This is a genomic window from Marinovum sedimenti (assembly GCF_054052205.1).
The window spans coordinates 2,608,465-2,626,829 of record NZ_CM133223.1; the positions used below are offsets into that span (position 1 = coordinate 2,608,465).

General features: G+C 62.3%; 19 protein-coding genes. 6 read left to right on the forward strand and 13 right to left on the reverse strand.

All coding sequences use genetic code 11. The annotated features are described in order from the left end of the window. Positions 1–251 precede the first annotated feature (251 nt). Entirely contained in the window at positions 252–2,750 is a 2,499-nt protein-coding gene (locus ACW9UO_RS12555) for an adenosylcobalamin-dependent ribonucleoside-diphosphate reductase (RefSeq protein WP_457086142.1), read from the reverse strand. 116 nt (positions 2,751–2,866) lie between these two features. Between ACW9UO_RS12555 and ACW9UO_RS12560 the strand changes: the two genes are divergently transcribed. Then, positions 2,867–3,298: a DUF1489 family protein gene (locus ACW9UO_RS12560; RefSeq protein WP_457086143.1), complete on the forward strand. Its 432-nt coding sequence runs from the start codon at positions 2,867–2,869 to the stop codon at positions 3,296–3,298. A 64-nt stretch (positions 3,299–3,362) separates the two neighbouring features. On the opposite strand, the gene ACW9UO_RS12565 is transcribed toward ACW9UO_RS12560, so the two are convergent. The 6 genes from ACW9UO_RS12565 to ACW9UO_RS12590 all read right to left on the reverse strand — a co-directional run bounded on the left by ACW9UO_RS12565 (position 3,363) and on the right by ACW9UO_RS12590 (position 8,050). After that, positions 3,363–3,923: an MOSC domain-containing protein gene (locus ACW9UO_RS12565; protein ID WP_457086144.1), complete on the reverse strand. Its 561-nt coding sequence runs from the start codon at positions 3,921–3,923 to the stop codon at positions 3,363–3,365. 4 nt (positions 3,924–3,927) lie between these two features. Then, on the reverse strand, positions 3,928–4,476 hold the full coding sequence (locus ACW9UO_RS12570) for a biotin transporter BioY (protein WP_457086145.1): 549 nt from the start codon (positions 4,474–4,476) through the stop codon (positions 3,928–3,930). After that, positions 4,466–5,089: an energy-coupling factor transporter transmembrane component T family protein gene (locus tag ACW9UO_RS12575; RefSeq protein WP_457086146.1), complete on the reverse strand. Its 624-nt coding sequence runs from the start codon at positions 5,087–5,089 to the stop codon at positions 4,466–4,468. The genes ACW9UO_RS12570 and ACW9UO_RS12575 overlap by 11 nt, the downstream gene beginning before the upstream one ends. Then, a complete protein-coding gene (locus ACW9UO_RS12580) occupies positions 5,064–5,840 on the reverse strand; it encodes an energy-coupling factor ABC transporter ATP-binding protein (protein WP_457086147.1) in 777 nt (258 codons plus the stop codon). The genes ACW9UO_RS12575 and ACW9UO_RS12580 overlap by 26 nt, the downstream gene beginning before the upstream one ends. Positions 5,841–5,936: 96 nt before the next feature. Next, entirely contained in the window at positions 5,937–7,373 is a 1,437-nt protein-coding gene (gene cls, locus ACW9UO_RS12585; RefSeq protein WP_457086148.1) for a cardiolipin synthase, read from the reverse strand. Beyond that, positions 7,370–8,050 (reverse strand): endonuclease/exonuclease/phosphatase family protein, encoded by a 681-nt coding sequence (locus ACW9UO_RS12590; RefSeq protein ID WP_457086149.1) that lies wholly within the window; start codon positions 8,048–8,050, stop codon positions 7,370–7,372. Before ACW9UO_RS12590 ends, cls begins: the two co-directional genes overlap by 4 nt. 132 nt (positions 8,051–8,182) lie before the next feature. Here ACW9UO_RS12590 and xylB point away from each other — a divergent pair, with 132 nt between their 5' ends. From xylB to ACW9UO_RS12610, 4 genes are read left to right on the forward strand one after another with little or no spacing between them, the layout of a single operon-like run. Beyond that, positions 8,183–9,631 carry a xylulokinase gene (xylB, locus tag ACW9UO_RS12595; RefSeq protein ID WP_457086150.1) on the forward strand — a complete coding sequence of 483 codons (1,449 nt, stop codon included), beginning with the start codon at positions 8,183–8,185 and terminating at the stop codon, positions 9,629–9,631. Between the two features lie 43 nt (positions 9,632–9,674). Continuing rightward, positions 9,675–10,568 (forward strand): DMT family transporter, encoded by an 894-nt coding sequence (locus ACW9UO_RS12600; RefSeq protein WP_457086151.1) that lies wholly within the window; start codon positions 9,675–9,677, stop codon positions 10,566–10,568. Positions 10,569–10,628: 60 nt separating this feature from the next. Beyond that, entirely contained in the window at positions 10,629–11,327 is a 699-nt protein-coding gene (locus ACW9UO_RS12605; protein ID WP_457086152.1) for a cytochrome c biogenesis CcdA family protein, read from the forward strand. Between the two features lie 12 nt (positions 11,328–11,339). Continuing rightward, positions 11,340–11,756 carry a thioredoxin family protein gene (locus ACW9UO_RS12610; protein WP_457086153.1) on the forward strand — a complete coding sequence of 139 codons (417 nt, stop codon included), beginning with the start codon at positions 11,340–11,342 and terminating at the stop codon, positions 11,754–11,756. A 39-nt stretch (positions 11,757–11,795) separates the two neighbouring features. On the opposite strand, the gene rimK is transcribed toward ACW9UO_RS12610, so the two are convergent. The 5 genes from rimK to trpS all read right to left on the reverse strand — a co-directional run bounded on the left by rimK (position 11,796) and on the right by trpS (position 15,755). Further along, positions 11,796–12,701: a 30S ribosomal protein S6--L-glutamate ligase gene (gene rimK / locus ACW9UO_RS12615; protein ID WP_457086154.1), complete on the reverse strand. Its 906-nt coding sequence runs from the start codon at positions 12,699–12,701 to the stop codon at positions 11,796–11,798. 45 nt (positions 12,702–12,746) lie between these two features. Then, the gene (locus ACW9UO_RS12620) at positions 12,747–12,956 is read right to left on the reverse strand and encodes a lipopolysaccharide assembly protein LapA domain-containing protein (protein ID WP_457086155.1); all 210 of its coding nucleotides are present in this window, start codon (positions 12,954–12,956) and stop codon (positions 12,747–12,749) included. Continuing rightward, positions 12,953–13,375, reverse strand: coding sequence for a hypothetical protein (locus ACW9UO_RS12625; RefSeq protein WP_457086156.1), 423 nt, complete (start codon positions 13,373–13,375; stop codon positions 12,953–12,955). Before ACW9UO_RS12625 ends, ACW9UO_RS12620 begins: the two co-directional genes overlap by 4 nt. A 99-nt stretch (positions 13,376–13,474) precedes the next feature. Continuing rightward, positions 13,475–14,296, reverse strand: coding sequence for a DUF481 domain-containing protein (locus tag ACW9UO_RS12630; RefSeq protein WP_457086157.1), 822 nt, complete (start codon positions 14,294–14,296; stop codon positions 13,475–13,477). 424 nt (positions 14,297–14,720) lie between these two features. Next, the gene (gene trpS / locus ACW9UO_RS12635; protein WP_457086158.1) at positions 14,721–15,755 is read right to left on the reverse strand and encodes a tryptophan--tRNA ligase; all 1,035 of its coding nucleotides are present in this window, start codon (positions 15,753–15,755) and stop codon (positions 14,721–14,723) included. Positions 15,756–15,875: 120 nt separating this feature from the next. Here trpS and ACW9UO_RS12640 point away from each other — a divergent pair, with 120 nt between their 5' ends. After that, complete coding sequence (locus tag ACW9UO_RS12640; RefSeq protein ID WP_457086159.1) at positions 15,876–16,607, forward strand: rhomboid family intramembrane serine protease; 732 nt, start codon at positions 15,876–15,878, stop codon at positions 16,605–16,607. 104 nt (positions 16,608–16,711) lie between these two features. Here ACW9UO_RS12640 and murJ read toward each other — a convergent pair whose 3' ends face one another. Then, a complete protein-coding gene (gene murJ / locus ACW9UO_RS12645) occupies positions 16,712–18,259 on the reverse strand; it encodes a murein biosynthesis integral membrane protein MurJ (protein WP_457086160.1) in 1,548 nt (515 codons plus the stop codon). Positions 18,260–18,365 lie beyond the last annotated feature (106 nt).

An 18,365-nucleotide genomic window follows, 5' to 3' on the forward strand; every position in this document is an offset into this window, starting at 1 on the left:
GTGCCCCGTATGAGGCCGATGGGAAGATGCTTTGCCATACCGAACAAAAAAGGCGATCCGAACCCGAAAGGTCAAGCCCGGCCTTGGACACGAAAAACGCCGCCCCGGTTCGGAGCGGCGTATTTTGGGGTCACGCAATATCAATGACTTACGCGGCGGTGGCAGAGATAGACCCGCCAGGTGGCGGCCGAAATGCCCAAAGTGGCAAATTTACCTTGGGCATTTCAATCAATTTCCTTAATAAACCCCAGTCACCCGCACTTCGAGTGCCCGCAGCTGCCGCAGGTCATGCAGCCTTCTACCATCCGCAAATCGTATTGGCCGCAGGACGGGCAGGCTTTGCCGCGGCTTGGGGCCTCTAGGCCGACGACTTTGGCGGTGGGGTCGGTTTTCAGGCCCATGCCTTCGCCTTCGAGGAAGCCGGTGGCGATCATGTGGCGTTCGATCACGCCGCCGATGGCCGCGAGGATCGAGGGGATGTATTTGCCCTGCACCCAAGCGCCGCCGCGCGGGTCGAAGACGGCTTTCAGCTCTTCGACCACAAACGACACATCGCCGCCGCGCCGGAACACTGCCGAGATCATCCGCGTCAAAGCCACCGTCCAAGCGAAGTGCTCCATGTTCTTGGAGTTGACGAAAACTTCGAAGGGGCGGCGGTGGCCGTTGATGATAATGTCGTTGATTGTCAGATAGATGGCGTGTTCGCTGTCGGGCCACTTCAGCTTGTAGGTCGAACCTTCAAGCTCTTGCGGGCGGTCCAGAGGCTCGGACATATAGACCACGTCGCCATGCGGTTGCAGAGGGGCGGCGTCGGTGGTGGCGGCCACTTCGGGGGCGGTATTGCTTGACCCAATTATCTCGGAGAATGAGACTTTCAAAACCGATGCAATTTTCTCCAATCGATCCAAAGTCGGTTCTTTGCCGTCTTTAATAATTCCGTGCAAATATCCGTGGCTCAACCCAGCATCTAGCGAGACCTGCCGCATTGTCGTGCCTCGCGCTTCAATCAGATTGGAAAGCCGCTCTCTGAAAGTCAGATTGTCTGCCGGTTTCTCCTCCGACACCGACAAAACCGAGCCCGTCACATCATTCGGCCGATAGGTCGTGCAGCCTTTGCAGCCGGTCTCGTAGGCCTGCATATAGACGCTCTTGAACGCCTCGAAATCAATGTCCTCAGGGCAGTTGATCGTCTTGGAAATCGACGAATCCACCCACTTCTGCGCCGCCGCCTGCATCTTTACATGCTCCGACGGGGCCAGCGTCTGGGCGTTGACGAAATAGTCGGGCAGGGCGGTGTCGCCAAACATGTCGCGCCACATCTGCACCGCGTAGTCGACGACTTCTTCCTCGGTTCGCGTCCCGTCTTTCTGCAAAACCTTGCGGGTGTAGCGGTAGGCAAAGACCGGCTCGATCCCCGACGACACGTTCCCGGCGTAAAGCGAGATCGTCCCGGTGGGCGCAATCGAGGTCAGCAAAGCGTTGCGGATGCCGTGCTTGGCCACCGCCTCTCGCACGTCGGCGTCCATCGCTTGCATCGTGCCGCTGGCAAGGTATTTCTCGGCGTCGAAAAGCGGAAACGCCCCCTTTTCGCGCGCCAGATCGACCGAGGCAAGGTACGCTGCGCGGGCAATCCGTTTCAGCCAGCTTTCGGTCTGGGCGGCGGCCTCGTCCGAGCCATAGCGCAGGCCCTTCATCAGCAAGGCGTCGGCCAAGCCAGTGACGCCAAGGCCGATCCGGCGTTTGGCAGCGGCTTCGCGCGCCTGCGCCTCAAGCGGGAATTTCGACACGTCGACCACGTTGTCCATCATCCGAACGGCGGTGGCGACGAGGGTATCAAGCGCCTCTTCGTCGATATGCGCCGCGTCCGAGAACGGATCAGACACCAGCCGCGCAAGGTTGATCGACCCCAACAGGCAGGCGCCGTAAGGGGGCAGGGGCTGTTCACCGCAAGGATTGGTGGCGGCGATGGTCTCGACATAGCTCAGGTTGTTGGCGGCGTTGATCCGGTCGATGAAAATCACCCCCGGTTCGGCATAGTCATAGGTCGCCTTTATGATCCGGTTCCACAGATCGCGGGCCTGAATGGTGTGATAGACCGTGTCGCCAAAGCGCAGATCCCACGGGCCATCCGCCTTAACCGCCGCCATGAAATCATCGGTGATCAGCACCGACATGTTGAACATCCGCAGGCGGGCTGCGTCCTGTTTGGCGGCGATGAATTCCTCAACATCGGGGTGGTCACAGCGCATGGTGGCCATCATCGCGCCCCGGCGCGAGCCTGCGGACATGATGGTGCGGCACATCGCATCCCAGACGTCCATGAAGGACAGCGGGCCAGAGGCATCCGCCGCCACGCCGGTCACGCCTGCACCCTTGGGGCGGATGGTCGAAAAGTCATAGCCGATGCCGCCGCCCTGCTGCATCGTCAGCGCCGCTTCGCGCAGCATGTCAAAGATGCCGCCCATGCTGTCGGGCACGGTGCCCATGACAAAGCAGTTGAACAGCGTCACCTGACGCGCGGTGCCGGCACCTGCGGTGATGCGGCCGGCGGGGAGGTATTTGAAATCCTCAAGCGCGGCATAGAACCGGTCTTCCCACAGCTTGGGGTCGGCCTCTTTGCGCGCCAGATCGCGGGCGATGCGGCGCCAGCTGTCTTCGACCGAAAGATCGATGGGTGTGCCATCCGCCTGCTTGAAACGGTACTTCATGTCCCATATCTGCTCGGCGATGGGGGCGGCAAAACGGGTCATGGGGCGATTCCTCGGATATGGGGAAGGCCACTATACCGCATGGATCGCACCACAACAACTTGAAGCCCTCTGCCGTGGGCCTACAATAGATAGGACCGCTGGGGGGCGGGAATCGCATGTCGCACCATATCAATCTGATCAAACTTTGCGTTGGCACCGAAACGCCGGATGACCTCGCGCGCTGGCAAACCACGCGGCGCAAGACCTTGCCTGACAATCTGCCGCGCCATGTCACCCGGATGTGGCCCAAACGCAGCGCCGAGCTGATCGACGGCGGTTCGCTTTATTGGGTGTTCAAGGGGGTGACTTTGGCCCGCCAACGGGTGATCCGGCTGGATGAGGTGATGGGCGAGGATGGTATCCTGCGCTGCGGCATCGTGCTTGACCCGGACATCATCCGCACCACTCCGATGCCCCGGCGCGCCTTTCAGGGCTGGCGCTATCTCAAGCCCGAGGACGCGCCCGGTGATCTGACCGACCGTGGCCAAAGAGAAGACCCGCTGCCCGCCGCGCTGAATGCGGCGCTGGCCGAGATTGGCGTGCTCTGACCCCGGCTTTGGGGATCTAAGCACATCGCATTTCATCTAAATTGCCGGTAAAACGCGAAACGCTCTAGCCCGGCTGTTTGGTTAGCCGGTCGCCGACGCTGACTCGCCCGTCCTGCACAATCCGGCACAGAATGCCGCGCAACCGCAGATCACGGTTGGGGCCGGTGTTGATCCAGTGCAGGCTGTCGCGGCCATACCACTCTTGCCATTTGGCACAGCCCGAATTGCGCTTGTCGGACACTTCCAAAATCGCCGTTCCAGCCTGAAGCCTTGTGCCGACCGGCAGGTTGTCGTGACCAAGGTCCATGTCGACCACAATCGGATCGCCGGGGTGGGGCGTGCCGTCGCGGTCGCGCCAGCACAGGTCCATCACCCGCTTGGACAGGATCGACACCTGGATCCGGGGGTCCGGCGTGCCATCGGGCAATTTCAGCCAAGGCGCTGTCAGCCAGCGTTCCCCCGCAATCCCGCCCGCCACCGTCATATCGAGGTGATCGGGATAGGCGCGCGCACCAACGGCAGGGCGGAACACCAGCTGATCGATCACCGCACCGTCCTTGGGCGCGGCGCGGATATGCTCCAGCGCCGCGTCAAGCTCTTGGGTGGTGACAGGGACACCCGTCATGGCGTCAGGCCGTGCGCGACAGAACGCTGCCGGGACGTGCCCGCGCCAGCCCTGCGGTCAGGTTGCCCGCAATCGCCGCCTTGAGCAGATCGCCGGGGATGAACGCCGTCACCAGACCGGCGGATTGCATCAGCGTCTTGTCCAGAGCGATTGCCATGCCAACGATGCCAAAGACATAGAGCACGCCAATCCCACCAATGACCGAGGCCACCCCGGCCACCAGCGTCAGCGGCGCATCGCGCCACTTCTCAACGATAAAGCCGGTCACAAAGGCCGCCACCGGCCAGCCGATCAGGAACCCGGCAGAGGGCGAGGCAAACAGCCCAAGGCCACCGCGCCCACCCGCCAGAAGCGGCAGGCCAATTGCCACCAACAACAGGAACAACAGCACCGCCAGCGCCCCGCGACGCGCGCCCAAAACCGTGCCGCACAGCATGATCCCAAGGCTTTGCGCTGTGATCGGCACGCCAAACCCAAGGGTGAATTTCGGGATAAGCCCCAAGACGGCAATCAGCGCTGCAAACAGCGCGATCATGACAACGTTACGTTCCATTTCTGTCCTCCATGGAAACCAGTCCCCCGCGCGCCCGCAGCGCGTCGGAGATATGTTCAGCGTCGTCCAGCGCAAGCAGCGTGAACGGTAAAACGATGCGCCAGTTGGGCCGCCGCGGCGACCGCGCGCGCCAGGCATCGGCCAGCGCCGTGCCCTTGCCCAAAAGCACAGGGGTGATGCGAATGACCAGCGCAATCGCAATCTCAAGCGCGCGGGTGTTCAGCCCCAGCGCGCGCAGCGGGGTGGTGACGCGGTGCACCACCGCAATCATATCCGAAAGCCGGGTGGTCATCGTGACCAGATTGGCCAGCGCCACCGCCGACATCAGCCGCAGTACGATCACCGCGCCTTTGGTCAGGCTGCCGTCGATCAGATGGAAGATCACCACCACAAGGATAAACGGCCAAAGCACCTTCAGCTTGGCCAGCCCGGCGCGCAAAAACACCAGCCCCGGCAGCGCATAAAGCCCCAGCACCGCTGCGAAAATCGCCAGTTGCGCTGGCAGCTCGGTGACAAAGAACAGGCCCAGCGTGGTCACGCAAAGCGCCGCCAGCTTGGCCCCGGCAGGCCAGTCGTGGGCGCGGGTCTTAATCGGAGAGGTCAGTGATATCATCAGCCTCTCCCAGCTCTGTCATCCGCGCCACATAAGCGTCGATCACCGTATCACAGGCCCCATGTTGGCGGATCTTACCCTCGTCCAGCCACAGCGCCTGATCATAGCCCGCCAGATCCGCCGGATCATGGCTGATGTGGATCAGATTGCCCTCGTAATGGCTTAGATACCGGGTGAGCTGCGCCCGTGTCGGGATATCGAGCCCGGCAAAGGGCTCGTCCAGAATAAGCAGCCGCGGCCCCATCGCCACCACGGCCATCAGGCACACCAGATGCTTCTGACCGTGGCTCAGGGTGTTGATATAGACCTCTTCCCAATGGCTCTTGCCAAACCGCGCAAGCGTGTCGCGCGCCAAGGCATCGGCCTCGGGCTGCTTGCGGCCCTGTTGCGCCAGACCAAAGGCCAGCTCTTCAAGCACGGTGGGGAAAATGATCTGATGATCGGGGTTCTGAAACAGAATGCCGACCTCGCCCAAGGCCGCCTTGCGATTGCGCGAAACATCGACGCCATTGATCGTCAACGTGCCGTGCTTGGGCGCGACAAGCCCGGCCAAAAGCCGCGCCAATGTGGACTTGCCCGAGCCATTGCGCCCGACAATCGCCAGCCGCGTGACCGCAAGATCAAGCTGCAAATCGCTCAGCACAGGTTTCGCATCATGCGCAAAGGACACATGGGCAAGCGCAAGCCGGCTGGCCGGTGTCTGGCGCGCAGACAGCCCTTGGCCGTCCTGTGTCATGGCCCGTGCGTTCACGGCAGTCTCCCAGGCGAAATGTGGTCGGCTTTGCATTTCAGATGCACGCGCAGAATGCAACCTGTACGACAGCCGCGCTTTACGCTACCGCCCCGCTCACAGGATCGGGCCGACCGTCGCCACCAGATTGTTCCAGATCCGCCGATGATACGGCCAGTTCATCACGATATCCAGCGTCACAGCCTCGGCACGCGGCAAATAGCTTTGCTGACGTGCGCGCAGGGCACGGGTCAAATCATCGTCTTGAAACAGGATGTTGTTCTCATAGTTCAGGTCGAAACTGCGCAGATCAAGGTTGGTTGACCCGATCAAGCTGACGCAACCATCGATTGTGAGGGTCTTGGCGTGCAGCATGCCGTCAAGGAATTCGTAAATCTCGCATCCGGCTTCGAGCAACAGCCGATAATAGCTGTGGCTCGCGGCGGCGACGATCCAACTGTCACTGCGCTTGGGCAGGATCAGAACCACCCGCACCCCGCGCAGCGCGGCTGCGGCCAGCGCCTCGAACACCGTGGTGTCGGGCACGAAATACGGCGTGGTCAGCACCAGTTCCTCGCGCGCAGAGCCGATCAATGCTGAGAACAGCTGCGGGGTCGAGCCGCGCCGTTCGGTCGGGCCGTCGCCAATCACCTGCGCCGGAAAGCCGCCCGGTTCGGGCACAGCCTCCAGCCGCACATCGTCGAGCACCTCGCCGGTGGCCTGCATCCAATCGCTGGCAAACAGCAGTTGGTTCTGATCGACCACCGGGCCGGTAAACCGCATCATGATGTCGATCCAGGGCGCATAGCGCGCCTTGATCTGGAATTTGGGGTCGGCGGAGTTCTGGCTGCCGCAATAGGTGATGCGCCCGTCGATCACCGCGATCTTGCGATGGTTGCGCAGGTCAACCCGGCTGGTGAACAGCGTCCGCATCAGGTGATCAAGCGGAAAGGCCACGGCCATGTTCACCCCCGCCGCCTCCATATCAAGCCACATCGGCGATTTGATAAGCTGCCGAGACCCCAACCCATCGGCAATCGCCCGACATGTCACCCCGCGCTGGGCGGCCCGGATCAACGCGCGGCCAATCGCCCGGCCGGTGTAGTCCTCAAGCCAGATGTAATACAGCACATGCACATGGGTGGTGGCATTGTCGATGTCGGCCACCAGCCGGTCAAGGAACTCGCCGGACCCGGGCAGCAGCTCGGCCTTGTTGTCGGGCATCGGGTAAAAGCCGTTAATGGTCGCGGCATAGGCAAAAGCCGGGCGATAATCCCGCCCGATCAGCCGCGCCAAACTGTCTGGCGTGCCCATATGCGGCGCGGCCCGCTTGCGGATCAGATCCCAGATCGCATCGTGGCGCTTGCGGGCGCGATGGCCAAGGTCAATCTCGCCCAGCAGGAAGTACAGCAGCGACCCAAGGACCGGGATCAGCACAATGGCGATGAACCACGCCAGCCGCGCCGGAGGGGTCAGATCATCGCGCAGCAGGATGCGAAGGGTGAAGGATATGACAAACGCACCGTTCAGCGCAGCCAGCAGGATCCAGATCACGGCGCATCCCCCATTTCGAAATCCATCACCACCGGAAGGTGGTCAGAGGCCCGCGCCGCCAGCGGCGAGCGGTGCACAAACGACGCGGTATGCCGCAGCGGCCCCGAGAGGATGAAACGATCTAGATGCGCCACCGGCACCGAGGCATGAAACGTTGGCCCCGGTTCGATCACCTCGCCCAATTGCTCGACATGATCGCTGCCCCGGCGCCATTCGTTGAAATCACCGCCAAGGATCACCGCGTGATCAACCCCGGCCACATGCGCCTGAAGCGCGTCCAACTGCTTGCGTCGCATCGCGGCATTCAGCCCCAGATGCACGCCAATCACCTCAAGCCGGGGCTGTTCCAACAGCGCCGATACCGCGCCGCGCGGCTCGACCGAGGGCAGGTCAATCCGCTGGGTTTGACGAACGGCGTGGCAGGCGCGAATGAACAGGGCGTTGCCGTGCCAGCCGTGGCTGTCGGCCCGGATCGACAGGTCCGCCGGGACATAGCCCAGATCTTCGCGGAGCCGATCCAGCTGCAAAACGCCCTCGCGCCGCCCGATCCGCTTGTCGGCCTCTTGCAGCACCACAATATCGGCATCAATCTCGGCCAGCACCTCGGCAATCCGCTCAGGCTTGCGTTTCCAGTCGAGGCCCACGGCCTTGCGGATGTTATAGCTGACAATACGCAAGGTGTGAGGCGTCCTTTTTGGCATGGCGTTCCGGGTGTCGGTTGATTTAACCGTATGGGTCACGCCAGTTGCACACAGCGCTGTACTGTTTTCTAGTGCGCCAAACCGAGTCCGCCAGTTGAAAGGCCGAAAATGACATATCTTGGGATCGATCTTGGCACGTCTGGCCTGCGCGCCTTGCTGATGGACGACACTGGCAAAATGCTGGCCTCGGCAGAGCGGCACTACGAGGTGAGCCACCCCCATCCCGGCTGGTCCGAGCAAGATCCGGCCTGCTGGATCGCCGCTTTGGACGGCGCGGTTGAGGAACTGCGGGCGGCCGCGCCCGAGTTTGCCGATTTGCGTGGCATCGGCGTGGCGGGGCATATGCACGGCGCCACCCTGCTTGACCACACCGGCGCTGTGTTGCGGCCCTGTATCCTGTGGAACGACAGCCGCGCCAGCGCCGAAGCGGTGATCCTGGATGCGATGGCCGGTGTTCGCGGGATCTCGGGCAATATCGTCTTTCCCGGCTTCACTGCGCCAAAGCTGGCCTGGGTGCGCAACCACGAGCCCGAGGTCTTTGCGCAGGTCGCCAAGGTGCTGTTGCCCGCCGCCTACCTCAATTATTACCTCACCGGCCAGTATGTCGCGGATATGTCCGACAGCGCCGGCAGCGCCTGGCTTGATACCGGCGCGCGGGCGTGGTCGCCACTGTTGCTCAGCGTTGGGCATGTCGATCTGATGCAGATGCCGCGGCTGGTCGAGGGTTGTGAACGGGCCGGGGGGCTGCGTCCGGCCCTGGCCGAGAAATGGGGCCTGTCCGAGCCTGTGACCGTGGCAGGCGGCGCGGGCGACAATGCAGCGGCGGCCTGTGGTATCGGCGCTTTGAGTGCGGGGCAGGGGTTTGTGTCGCTTGGCACCTCGGGCGTGCTTTTGGCGGCGCGCGATGGCTATGCGCCGGCACCCGGCTTGGGCGTACACACCTTTTGCCACGCGGTACCCAGCAAATGGTATCAAATGGGGGTGATGTTGTCGGCCACCGACAGTCTGAACTGGCTGGGCCGCATCACCGGCGCCAGCCCCGCCGAGCTGACCGCCAGCCTTGGCGACGACGTACAGCCCCCCGGCGCGGTGCGGTTCCTGCCTTACCTCTCGGGCGAGCGCACGCCCCACAACGATGCCGACATTCGCGGCAGCTTTACCGGACTGTCGACCGCCACCACCCGCGATGACCTTACCCGCGCGGTGCTTGAAGGCGTGGCCTTTGGCCTGCGCGACAGTTTCGAGGCGCTGCAAAACGCCGGGGCCAGTCTTGACCGGCTGATGGCGATTGGCGGCGGCAGTCGGTCGGACTATTGGCTCAAGCTGATCGCGACGGTGCTGGATGTGCCGCTTGACCTGCCCGCCGAGGGCGAATTTGGCGCGGCGATGGGGGCCGCGCGTCTGGGCCAATGCGCCGCCGGGGCCCATTGGCGCGACGTCATGACTCCGCCTGCAATTGCCCGCAGCATCGCACCGGTTGTGCCTCTGAAAGTGGCATTTGACGATGCGTATTCCGGCTTTCGCGCCGCGTACCTCCACATCAAGGCCGCGCAGTAAAACCGGCTTTTCAATCCCCGGCCCCGCCACTACAGCTTGGCGCATGGATATACGCGCAATCTTGATGGGGCTGGCATTTGCCGCCATGTGGTCTTCGGCCTTCACCTCCGCAAGGATCATCGTGGCCTATGCGCCGCCGATGGGCTCACTTGCGCTGCGGTTCCTGATCTCTGGCCTGATCGGCGTGGCCATCGCCCGCGCCATGGGCCAAAGCTTTCGCCTCACCCCCGCCCAATGGCGCGCGACGCTGATCTTTGGCGTCTGCCAAAACGCGATCTATCTCGGCCTCAACTTTGTTGCCATGCAAACCATCGAAGCCTCGCTGGCCTCGATCATCGCCTCGTCGATGCCGCTGATGGTGGCGCTGGCGGGCTGGGTGCTGTTTCGCGATCGGCTGCCGCGGATGGCGGTGGCGGGGCTTGTCGCGGGCTTTGGCGGCGTGCTGCTGATCATGGGCGCGCGGCTGGGCGACGGGGTCGACCTTTTTGGCCTGATGCTCTGTGTCATCGCCGCCGGAGCCCTGACGGTGGCCACGCTTTCGGTGCGCGGCGCCTCATCGGGGGGCAATGTCATGATGATCGTCGGCTTGCAGATGTTCGTCGGCGCGGCGATCCTTGCGGTGGCCTCGGCGCTGCTGGAATGGCCGTTCGAGGTGCAGATGACCCAGCCCTTGGTGCTGGCCTTCCTCTACACGACGCTGGTGCCCGGACTTTTGGCCACCTATGTCTGGTTCACGCTGGTCAACCGGATCGGCGCGATCAAATCGGCCACCTTCCACTTTCTCAACCCGTTCTTTGGCGTCGCTGTCGCCGCTGTGCTGCTGGGCGAAGAGCTTGGCCCGCTTGATATGATCGGCGTGGCCATCATCGGCGCGGGCATCCTCGTGGTGCAATTGTCCAAGCAAACCGCACCCAAGATGCCACGCACCACGGTCTAGCTTGCGGTGTTCACCCACTTGTCAGGTGACATTTCAGCCGCGCGCAGCACCTAATGCGGCATGGAACTGCTGTTTGCCTATGGTGCGGGGATACTGACCCTGATCAACCCCTGCGTTTTGCCGGTGCTGCCGATCGTGCTGGCCAGTGCCCTGCAATCGGGGCGCGCCGGGCCGCTGTGGCTGGCGGGCGGGATGAGCCTGTCGTTTGTGAGCCTCGGCGTGCTTGTCACCGCCTTTGGCCACCTGATCGGACTGCGGCCCGACGACATTGCCCAGGGTGGCGCGGTGCTGATGATCCTATTTGGCGTGGTGCTGCTGGTGCCGCGCCTGTCGCTGGGGTTTTCCACCGCCACCGCCGGTTTTGCCGCCCGCGCCGATGGCACGCTGGAGGGCGTCGACCGCACCACAGCACGTGGCCAATTCACCGGCGGCTTGCTGCTTGGCGCGGTCTGGAGCCCTTGCGTTGGCCCCACCTTGGGCGGTGCGATTGCGCTGGCCTCGCAGGGCGAAAACCTCGCCAAAGCCACCGCGATCATGGCGTTCTTTGCCGCCGGGATTTCGACGCTGATCGCCCTGCTTGCCTATGTCGCCCAGAACACCAGCGTGCTGCGCAAGCTGGCGCATGTGTCGCGCCCGGTGCTGGGCGTGGTTTTCATCCTCGTCGGGGCAACACTTTTGTTCCGGCTGCACTATATCATCGAAGCCTGGCTGCTTGATCTCATGCCCGCCTGGCTGATCGACTTCACTGTCGTGATCTGAAAGGAACCTGAAATGCTACGTCGCGATTTTCTGATACTGGGCGCTGCAAGCCTTGCCACACTGCCGCTGTCGGCCTCTGCCGCGCCGCTCGACTACATGCCGGGCATGCTGCAAGATCGGCTCGACAACGGCGAAACGCTGTTCCTCGACTTCAAGGCCAGCTGGTGCAGCACCTGCCGCGCACAAGAGAAGGTGTTGACCAAGCTCAAGGCCGACAACCCGGCCTATGAGGCGAATATCACCTTCATCAACATCGATTGGGATCTTTACGGTGCCTCGCAAATGGCGGTGCGGATGAAGATCCCGCGCCGCTCAACGCTGGTGGTGCTCAAGGGCGATGACGAACTCGGCCGCATCGTGGCGCAAACCCGCGAAGAAAAGATCCGCGAGCTGATGGATCTGGCGCTGAACGCCGCGACCTCGGTCTAGGCCAAGCTGCGCCGCCGAACTGCCGGCGGCGCGATGCCTTTAGCCTTTGCCGCGGGTGCGGGTGTTGCCGGGTTTGGCATTCTTTTCAAGATGTTCAATCATCATCCCGGCGATGTCCTTGCCGGTGGCGGTTTCCACGCCTTCCAATCCGGGCGATGAGTTCACTTCCATCACCACCGGGCCGTGATTGGCGCGCAGCATATCGACACCGCAGGCGTTCAACCCCATTGATTTGGCCGCCCGCGCAGCAGTCGAGCGTTCCTCGGCGCTCAGCTTGATCACCTCAGCCGATCCGCCCCGGTGCAGGTTCGAGCGGAATTCGCCCTCGGCCCCGGTGCGTTTCATCGCCGCCACCACCTTGCCGCCCACCACAATGGCGCGGATGTCGGTGCCCGCAGATTCCTTGATGAACTCCTGAATCAGGATGTTGGTCTTGGTGGCGCGAAACGCCTCGATCACCGATTTGGCCGAACGGTCGGTGTCGGCCAGAACCACACCCAGCCCCTGCGTGCCCTCAAGCAGTTTGATCACCAGCGGCGCGCCGCCAGCAAGCTTGAGCACCTCTTCGGTCTGTTTGGGGTCATGGGCAAAGGTTGTCACCGGCAGGCCAATGCCATCGCGCGCCATCAACTGCATCGAGCGCAGCTTGTCACGCGACCGGCCAATCGCCACGCTTTCATTCAGCGGATAGACCCCCATCATCTCGAACTGGCGCAGCACCGCCGTGCCGTAAAACGTGACCGAGGCCCCGATTCGCGGGATGACAGCATCATAGCCCGTCAGCCGCGCGCCATTGTAATAGACGTCGGGCCGCCGCGAGGCGATGTTCATGTAACACCGCAAAGTGTCAATGATATCAAGCTGGTGGCCGCGCTGTTCTGCGGCTTCTTTCAAACGTTTGTGGGAGTAGAGTTGCGCATTCCGCGCGAGCATGGCGATTTTCATGACGTTTCCTTCCAATTGAGGTCGACAGGTGAAATCGGGGCGGCTCTAGCGTCGCTTTCCGGTCGAGCCGAACATCCAGCCGAGCGCAAATCCCAGAAGCACACTGCCAAGGATGAGAACCGCGCGGCGGCTGTTTAGGGTCCATGTTAGAAAATGGACCTCAATCTGCGCGCCGTTCTGCACCATGAACAGGGTGACAAGCAGCCCCCCGGCGATAAGTGTAAGCCAGCGCAATTGTTGCAGTATTCCGGTCATGCCGCATCCTCCTCGGGGGTTGCAGGGGGCACACCCCGGCCTGAGATCATGCCCAGTTCGGTGCAGGCACGCAGAATGGTTTGGTAATGATGGCGAATTTCGGCCTCGCTCAGGCCGCCTTGGTTGGCCCTCGGCAAGGTGATCGTCCGATCGATCGGGCCGATGGCGACCAGGCTGTCAATCTGGCTGAGCGCATCATCAAGCGCATCAAGCTGGATCAGGATCAGATTGCCCTTCATCCATGGCAAAGTGGGGATATGCATCAGGCGATCAAACGCCAGCTCTGCGGCCGCACAGGTGCCAAGTACGGCGACCTGCGGCCCGGCAGATGCGCCGACAAGCCGATATCCAAAAACGGTTCCGTCACGTGTGTTGGTGAGAACGTCCACATAGTTTGCGTCTGCTTCGGGTTCTGTCATCCGATGTTGCATGGGATGGCCCTCCTCGCTTGGCAGATGAAAAAAGGGGGGCGGTGTCCCGCCCCCAAGTTTACATGAGGGATAGAGCAGTCAGTCGATTTAGAAGCCGTAAACCAGCGACACACCCAGGGTGTTGTCTGCGTTTTCGAGGCCAGGAAGCGGATCGCTGTCCCACTCGGTGCGGTACGAAATACGGGTCGACAGATTGTTGCTGACCTTGAAGTTCGCGCCCAGATCGTTGGCAACGACCGCATCTTCCTCAGAGAAGATCACATCGGTGTCCATCGAGAAGGACACGGTATCGGTCAGACCGTAGAAGTAGCGCGACGAGGCGATGCCCGCGACTTCGGTGGTGTTGCTGCCGTCTTGCTCTTCGACATAACGCACGCCTGGGCCAGCCTGAACGCGCCAGGTTTGGTTGGGCTGGTTGATCACGCGGTAGCCGGGGCCAACGCCGATGAAACCGTCGATTTTGTTCGAGTCAAAGTTGTCATACCGGGCCGAGGCCAGACCAAAGACGTAGAAGTTTTCCGAAAAGTAACGGTTTACGTCATAGGTGGTGTAGAACTCTTCTTTGTTCCGCACGGCATTGTCTTCGGCAAATTCTGCCGCGAAACCAATGGTGTGGTTCCAGGGTCCGCTGCCATAACGGAAGCGACCAGCCAGATCGAGATCGGCCGTGTCGGTGTTGCCCGATGTCGCCGAAAAGCCCAGCGCGAGGCTACCGGTCCAGCCCTGCGCGTACTGGTTGCCCAGACGGTCGCGGGTGTTGGCATTCGACAGATCGTCAGCGACGTCTTCCTGAATGTCATCGATACGGTCGTCCAGCGCGTCAACACCAACCAACGCGCCCTGTGCAAATGCAGGCGCGGCAACCAGGAGAGCGAGGACCGAAGCGGCCAGGATGTTACGTTTTTCCATGGGTCTATCCTTTCCCATTAATTCTGTGACCCGTCCCAAAAGGAGGGGAGCATACTTGCTGAAACAGCAGATAGGGCGTGATTTGAATTGATGAAAATTCAAATTATTCGGGGATGGCTTGATTATTACTTATGGATAGTGAAAGATGAGCACTTCCGGGCACTTCGCGGGGTTTGGGCCGAAAACTCGAAGACCTGTGCGGTTTTCAGGGCCGCGTGTTTCGGATTTTAGTGGCTAAATAATCACGAATTGTAGGGTTTGGCGGCAGGTGCTCGGGGCATCCCCGGCGCAGCGTGCCCTGCGGATCAGAGATCCTTTGCCATGAGACCTGCGCAAAAGAAAACCCCCTGCGCGCGCTGGGCGTACAGGGGGCATTGTGGTGCTGCATGCGTCCGTCTGGCCGCATCAGTATCCGTCGGTGGGCTTAGCCGCGCACCATGCCGACGATTTCATAGGTCCGCTCAAGGATCGGCTGGGCAATCTCTCGCGCACGCCCCGCGCCATGCGCCAGAATGCGGTCAATCTCGGCCGTGTCATCCATCAGCCGCGCCATTTCACCGGAAATCGGCGACAGCTTGGCCACCGCAAGATCGGCGAGCATCGGTTTGAACTCCGAGAACTGTTTGCCGCCAACATCCGCCAGCACCTCGGCCACACTCTGGTCATTCAGCGCGGCGTAGATGTTCACCAGATTGCGCGCCTCAGGTCGCTCTTCCAGCCCTTTGGCCTCCGATGGCAGCGCCTCGGGGTCGGTCTTGGCCTTGCGGATTTTCTTGGCAATCGTGTCGCCATCATCGGTCAGATTGATGCGGCTGGCGTCCGAGGGATCGCTTTTCGACATCTTTTTGGTGCCATCGCGAAAGCTCATGACCCGCGTCGCCGCGCCTTCGATCACCGGCTCGGGCACCGGAAAGAAATCGGTCCCGAAGTCATTGTTGAACTTGATTGCAATGTCGCGGGTCAGCTCAAGGTGCTGTTTCTGATCCTCGCCCACCGGCACATGCGTGGCGTGATAAGTCAGAATATCCGCCGCCATCAGCGCCGGATAGGCAAACAGCCCGAGCGAGGCGTTCTCTTGGTTCTTGCCCGCCTTGTCTTTCCACTGGGTCATGCGCTTCATCCAGCCCATGCGGGCCACACAGTTGAAAATCCACGCCAATTCGGCATGGGCGCTGACCTGCGACTGGTTGAAAAGGATCGACTTTTCCGGATCAATGCCCGAGGCGATGAAGCCGGCGGCCAGTTCACGGGTGGCACGACGCAGATCGGCAGGGTCTTGCCAGACGGTGATCGCGTGCATATCGACCATGCAAAAGATCGATTGAATGCCATTGTCCTGGCTGTCGGCAAAGCGCTTGAGCGCGCCGAGGTAGTTGCCAAGGTGCAGGTTCCCCGAGGGCTGAATGCCCGAAAATACGCGGGGGGTGAAGGCAGATGGGGTTTGGACGCCCTCTGTCATGGGATCTCTCCGTCTGGATTTCTGGTTCATCTGCGCTTACCTACGGCATTCGGGGCCGTCAAGCCGACGCGCCCGACCAGTCCTGTCCAGACCTGCCCAGACCTGCGAGCGTGCCCCCCAATGTCCGACCCGTCCAAACCCAATCCTTTCAAGCCCGACCCCTTCAAGTCTGAGCCGACCTATCAGCCACCGATCAACCCGATGCCGCCCGCGATTGTCGGGCTGTTTCTGGTGATGGCCGGGATCGAACTGGCCTTTCAGATGGGCGCGCAGGGCTATGTCGGCGGGCCGCAGGCGGTGGGCTGGCGACTTGAGGCGATGCGGACCTATGCGTTTTCGGGCGACATCTTTGACTGGATGCTGGCCAATGGCATCTATCCCGCAAGCGAGCTGATGCGGTTTGTCACCTACCCGTTTGTGCAGGCCAATTTCACCCATGCGCTGTTTGTCGGCGTGATGCTTCTGGCGCTCGGCAAATGGGTGGGCGAGGTGCTGGGCGGCGTGCGCGTGCTGGCGCTGTTCTTTGCCGCTTCGGTGGTGGGGGCGTTGGCCTATGGTCTGCTGCTCAACGATCCGGTGCCGCTGATGGGTGGCTTTCCCGGCGTCTATGGCATTATCGGCGGGTTCACCTTGTTGCTGTGGCGGCGGCTTGGCGACGAAGGTGCGCCGCAGGCGAGGGCATTTTTCCTGATTGGTGGCTTGTTGGTGTTCCGGCTGGCATTCAGCCTTTTGTATGGTGTCGACAGCACTTGGGCCGCGGATTTCGCCGGGTTTGGCACGGGGTTCCTGTTGGCGGCGGTGCTGGCACCGGGCGGCTGGCGGGCGGTTCTGGCCCGCATCCGGCGCGATTGAGGCAGGCGGGGTTTGGGGGCTTTGCCCCCTCGGCCTTCGGCCTCACCCCCAAGGTATTTTAAAACAGAAGAAGCCCTAGGGGGCGTGGTTTTGCCGCCTAGGCGTCACGCTTTGCGGCGGCTGAGCGCGCCTTTTAATTCCCGGTAGGTGAACGCTCCGAACAACTGGCCGAAGGCGAAGTAGCTGAGGCTGCCAAGCAGGATCAGCACCAGCAGGGCCGGGTAGCGGATGTAATCCATCACGAGGAAACGTCCGAGGCTGGCGTTCAGGCCCCAGAGCACCACGCCCATCGCGACCGAGGCGGCGATGATGCGCCAGATGCGGGCGCGAAAGCGGGCGTCAAACCGCACCGTGTCACCGAATTTGCGGCTGCCCAGCATCAGCATCAAGACCATCGCCCAGCCCGCCAGTGTTGTGGCAATGGCGGGCGCGATCCAGCCGAGCACATACGACAGCCCGATCGCCACCACCGCGTTGATTGCCATGGTCCAGACCGCATAGCGGAACGGGCTTTTGGTGTCTTCGCGGGCGAAAAACAGCGGTTGCAGCAGCTTTTGCAGGATAAACGCGGGCAGGCCGAGGCCGTAGATCGCCACCGCCACCGCGATGGCAGCGGCGTCGTCGGGGCCGGTTGCGCCGCGCTCGAACAGCACCGACACCAGCGGCAGCGGGATCGCAATCAAGGCCACGGCGCAGGGCAGCGAAATGATGAACGCGAACTCGCTGGCCCGCGACAGGGCATCGCGCGCGCCTGTATCATCGCGCGCCTTCAACCGGCGCGATAGGTCGGGCAACAGCACGATCCCGGCGGCAATACCCACCACGCCCAGCGGCAGTTGATACAGCCGGTCAGCGGCATAGAGCCAGCCCACGGCCTTTTCGAAATGCGACGCGACCTGTTGCCCGACCAGCAGGTTGATCTGCATCACCCCGCCCGCCAGTGCCGCAGGCAGCGCCACAACCGCGAGCCGCTTCATATCGGGCGTCAGCCGCGGCCTGCGCCATTCCAGCTTGAACCCCGCGCGGCGCACTGCCACCCAGACCACCGCCAACTGCGCGACGCCGGCAAACGGCACGGTCCAGATCAGCACCTCGGCAATGGGCCCGCCGACGAAGTAGGCAATCGACATCGTGGCGATCACAAAGACATTGAGCAGCACCGGCGCGGCGGCCGCGGCGGCAAAGTGACCCGAAGCGTTGAGCATCCCCGAAAACAGCGCCGCGAGCGAGATGAACAGGATGTAGGGAAACACCACCCGACCGAAATTCACCGTCAAATCAAAGCGTTCGTTCCCCGAAAATCCCTCAGCCGTGGCCCAGACCAGCGCGGGCATGAACACCAGCGCCAGCCCGGTCAGGCACAACAGGATGAAGGCAAGGCCCGACATCGCCTCGGAGGCAAAGCCTTCGGGATCGGTCTGCGCCTCGAGCCGTTTGGAAAACATCGGCACAAAGGCGGCGTTGAACGCGCCCTCGGCGAAGAAGCGGCGAAACATATTGGGCAGGCGGAAGGCGGCCACAAAGGCATCCATCACCGGCCCCGGCCCGATCAACCCGAGGATCATCACCTCGCGCACCACGCCAAACACGCGGCTGAGAAGGGTCCATAATCCGACGGTGAACATGCCGGAAATCAGACGGATCGGTTTCATATGCGCGCCTCGGGTTGCTCTTGCCCGGACTTAGCGGATTGGCGGGCAGGGCGGAAGAGGGCGCAGAGAATGGGCACCGCCGCCATCGCGGAAACACGCCGCCGAA

Bases quoted from the DNA above. Each gene is read 5' to 3' on its own strand.
- ACW9UO_RS12555 (WP_457086142.1), bottom strand. From the start codon at position 2,750: ATGACCCGTTTTGCCGCCCCCATCGCCGAGCAGATATGGGACATGAAG.
- ACW9UO_RS12560 (WP_457086143.1), top strand. From the start codon at position 2,867: ATGTCGCACCATATCAATCTGATCAAACTTTGCGTTGGCACCGAAACG.
- ACW9UO_RS12565 (WP_457086144.1), bottom strand. From the start codon at position 3,923: ATGACGGGTGTCCCTGTCACCACCCAAGAGCTTGACGCGGCGCTGGAG.
- ACW9UO_RS12570 (WP_457086145.1), bottom strand. From the start codon at position 4,476: ATGGAACGTAACGTTGTCATGATCGCGCTGTTTGCAGCGCTGATTGCC.
- ACW9UO_RS12575 (WP_457086146.1), bottom strand. From the start codon at position 5,089: ATGATATCACTGACCTCTCCGATTAAGACCCGCGCCCACGACTGGCCT.
- xylB (WP_457086150.1), top strand. From the start codon at position 8,183: ATGACATATCTTGGGATCGATCTTGGCACGTCTGGCCTGCGCGCCTTG.
- ACW9UO_RS12600 (WP_457086151.1), top strand. From the start codon at position 9,675: ATGGATATACGCGCAATCTTGATGGGGCTGGCATTTGCCGCCATGTGG.
- ACW9UO_RS12605 (WP_457086152.1), top strand. From the start codon at position 10,629: ATGGAACTGCTGTTTGCCTATGGTGCGGGGATACTGACCCTGATCAAC.
- ACW9UO_RS12610 (WP_457086153.1), top strand. From the start codon at position 11,340: ATGCTACGTCGCGATTTTCTGATACTGGGCGCTGCAAGCCTTGCCACA.
- rimK (WP_457086154.1), bottom strand. From the start codon at position 12,701: ATGAAAATCGCCATGCTCGCGCGGAATGCGCAACTCTACTCCCACAAA.
- ACW9UO_RS12620 (WP_457086155.1), bottom strand. From the start codon at position 12,956: ATGACCGGAATACTGCAACAATTGCGCTGGCTTACACTTATCGCCGGG.
- ACW9UO_RS12625 (WP_457086156.1), bottom strand. From the start codon at position 13,375: ATGACAGAACCCGAAGCAGACGCAAACTATGTGGACGTTCTCACCAAC.
- ACW9UO_RS12630 (WP_457086157.1), bottom strand. From the start codon at position 14,296: ATGGAAAAACGTAACATCCTGGCCGCTTCGGTCCTCGCTCTCCTGGTT.
- trpS (WP_457086158.1), bottom strand. From the start codon at position 15,755: ATGACAGAGGGCGTCCAAACCCCATCTGCCTTCACCCCCCGCGTATTT.
- ACW9UO_RS12640 (WP_457086159.1), top strand. From the start codon at position 15,876: ATGTCCGACCCGTCCAAACCCAATCCTTTCAAGCCCGACCCCTTCAAG.
- murJ (WP_457086160.1), bottom strand. From the start codon at position 18,259: ATGAAACCGATCCGTCTGATTTCCGGCATGTTCACCGTCGGATTATGG.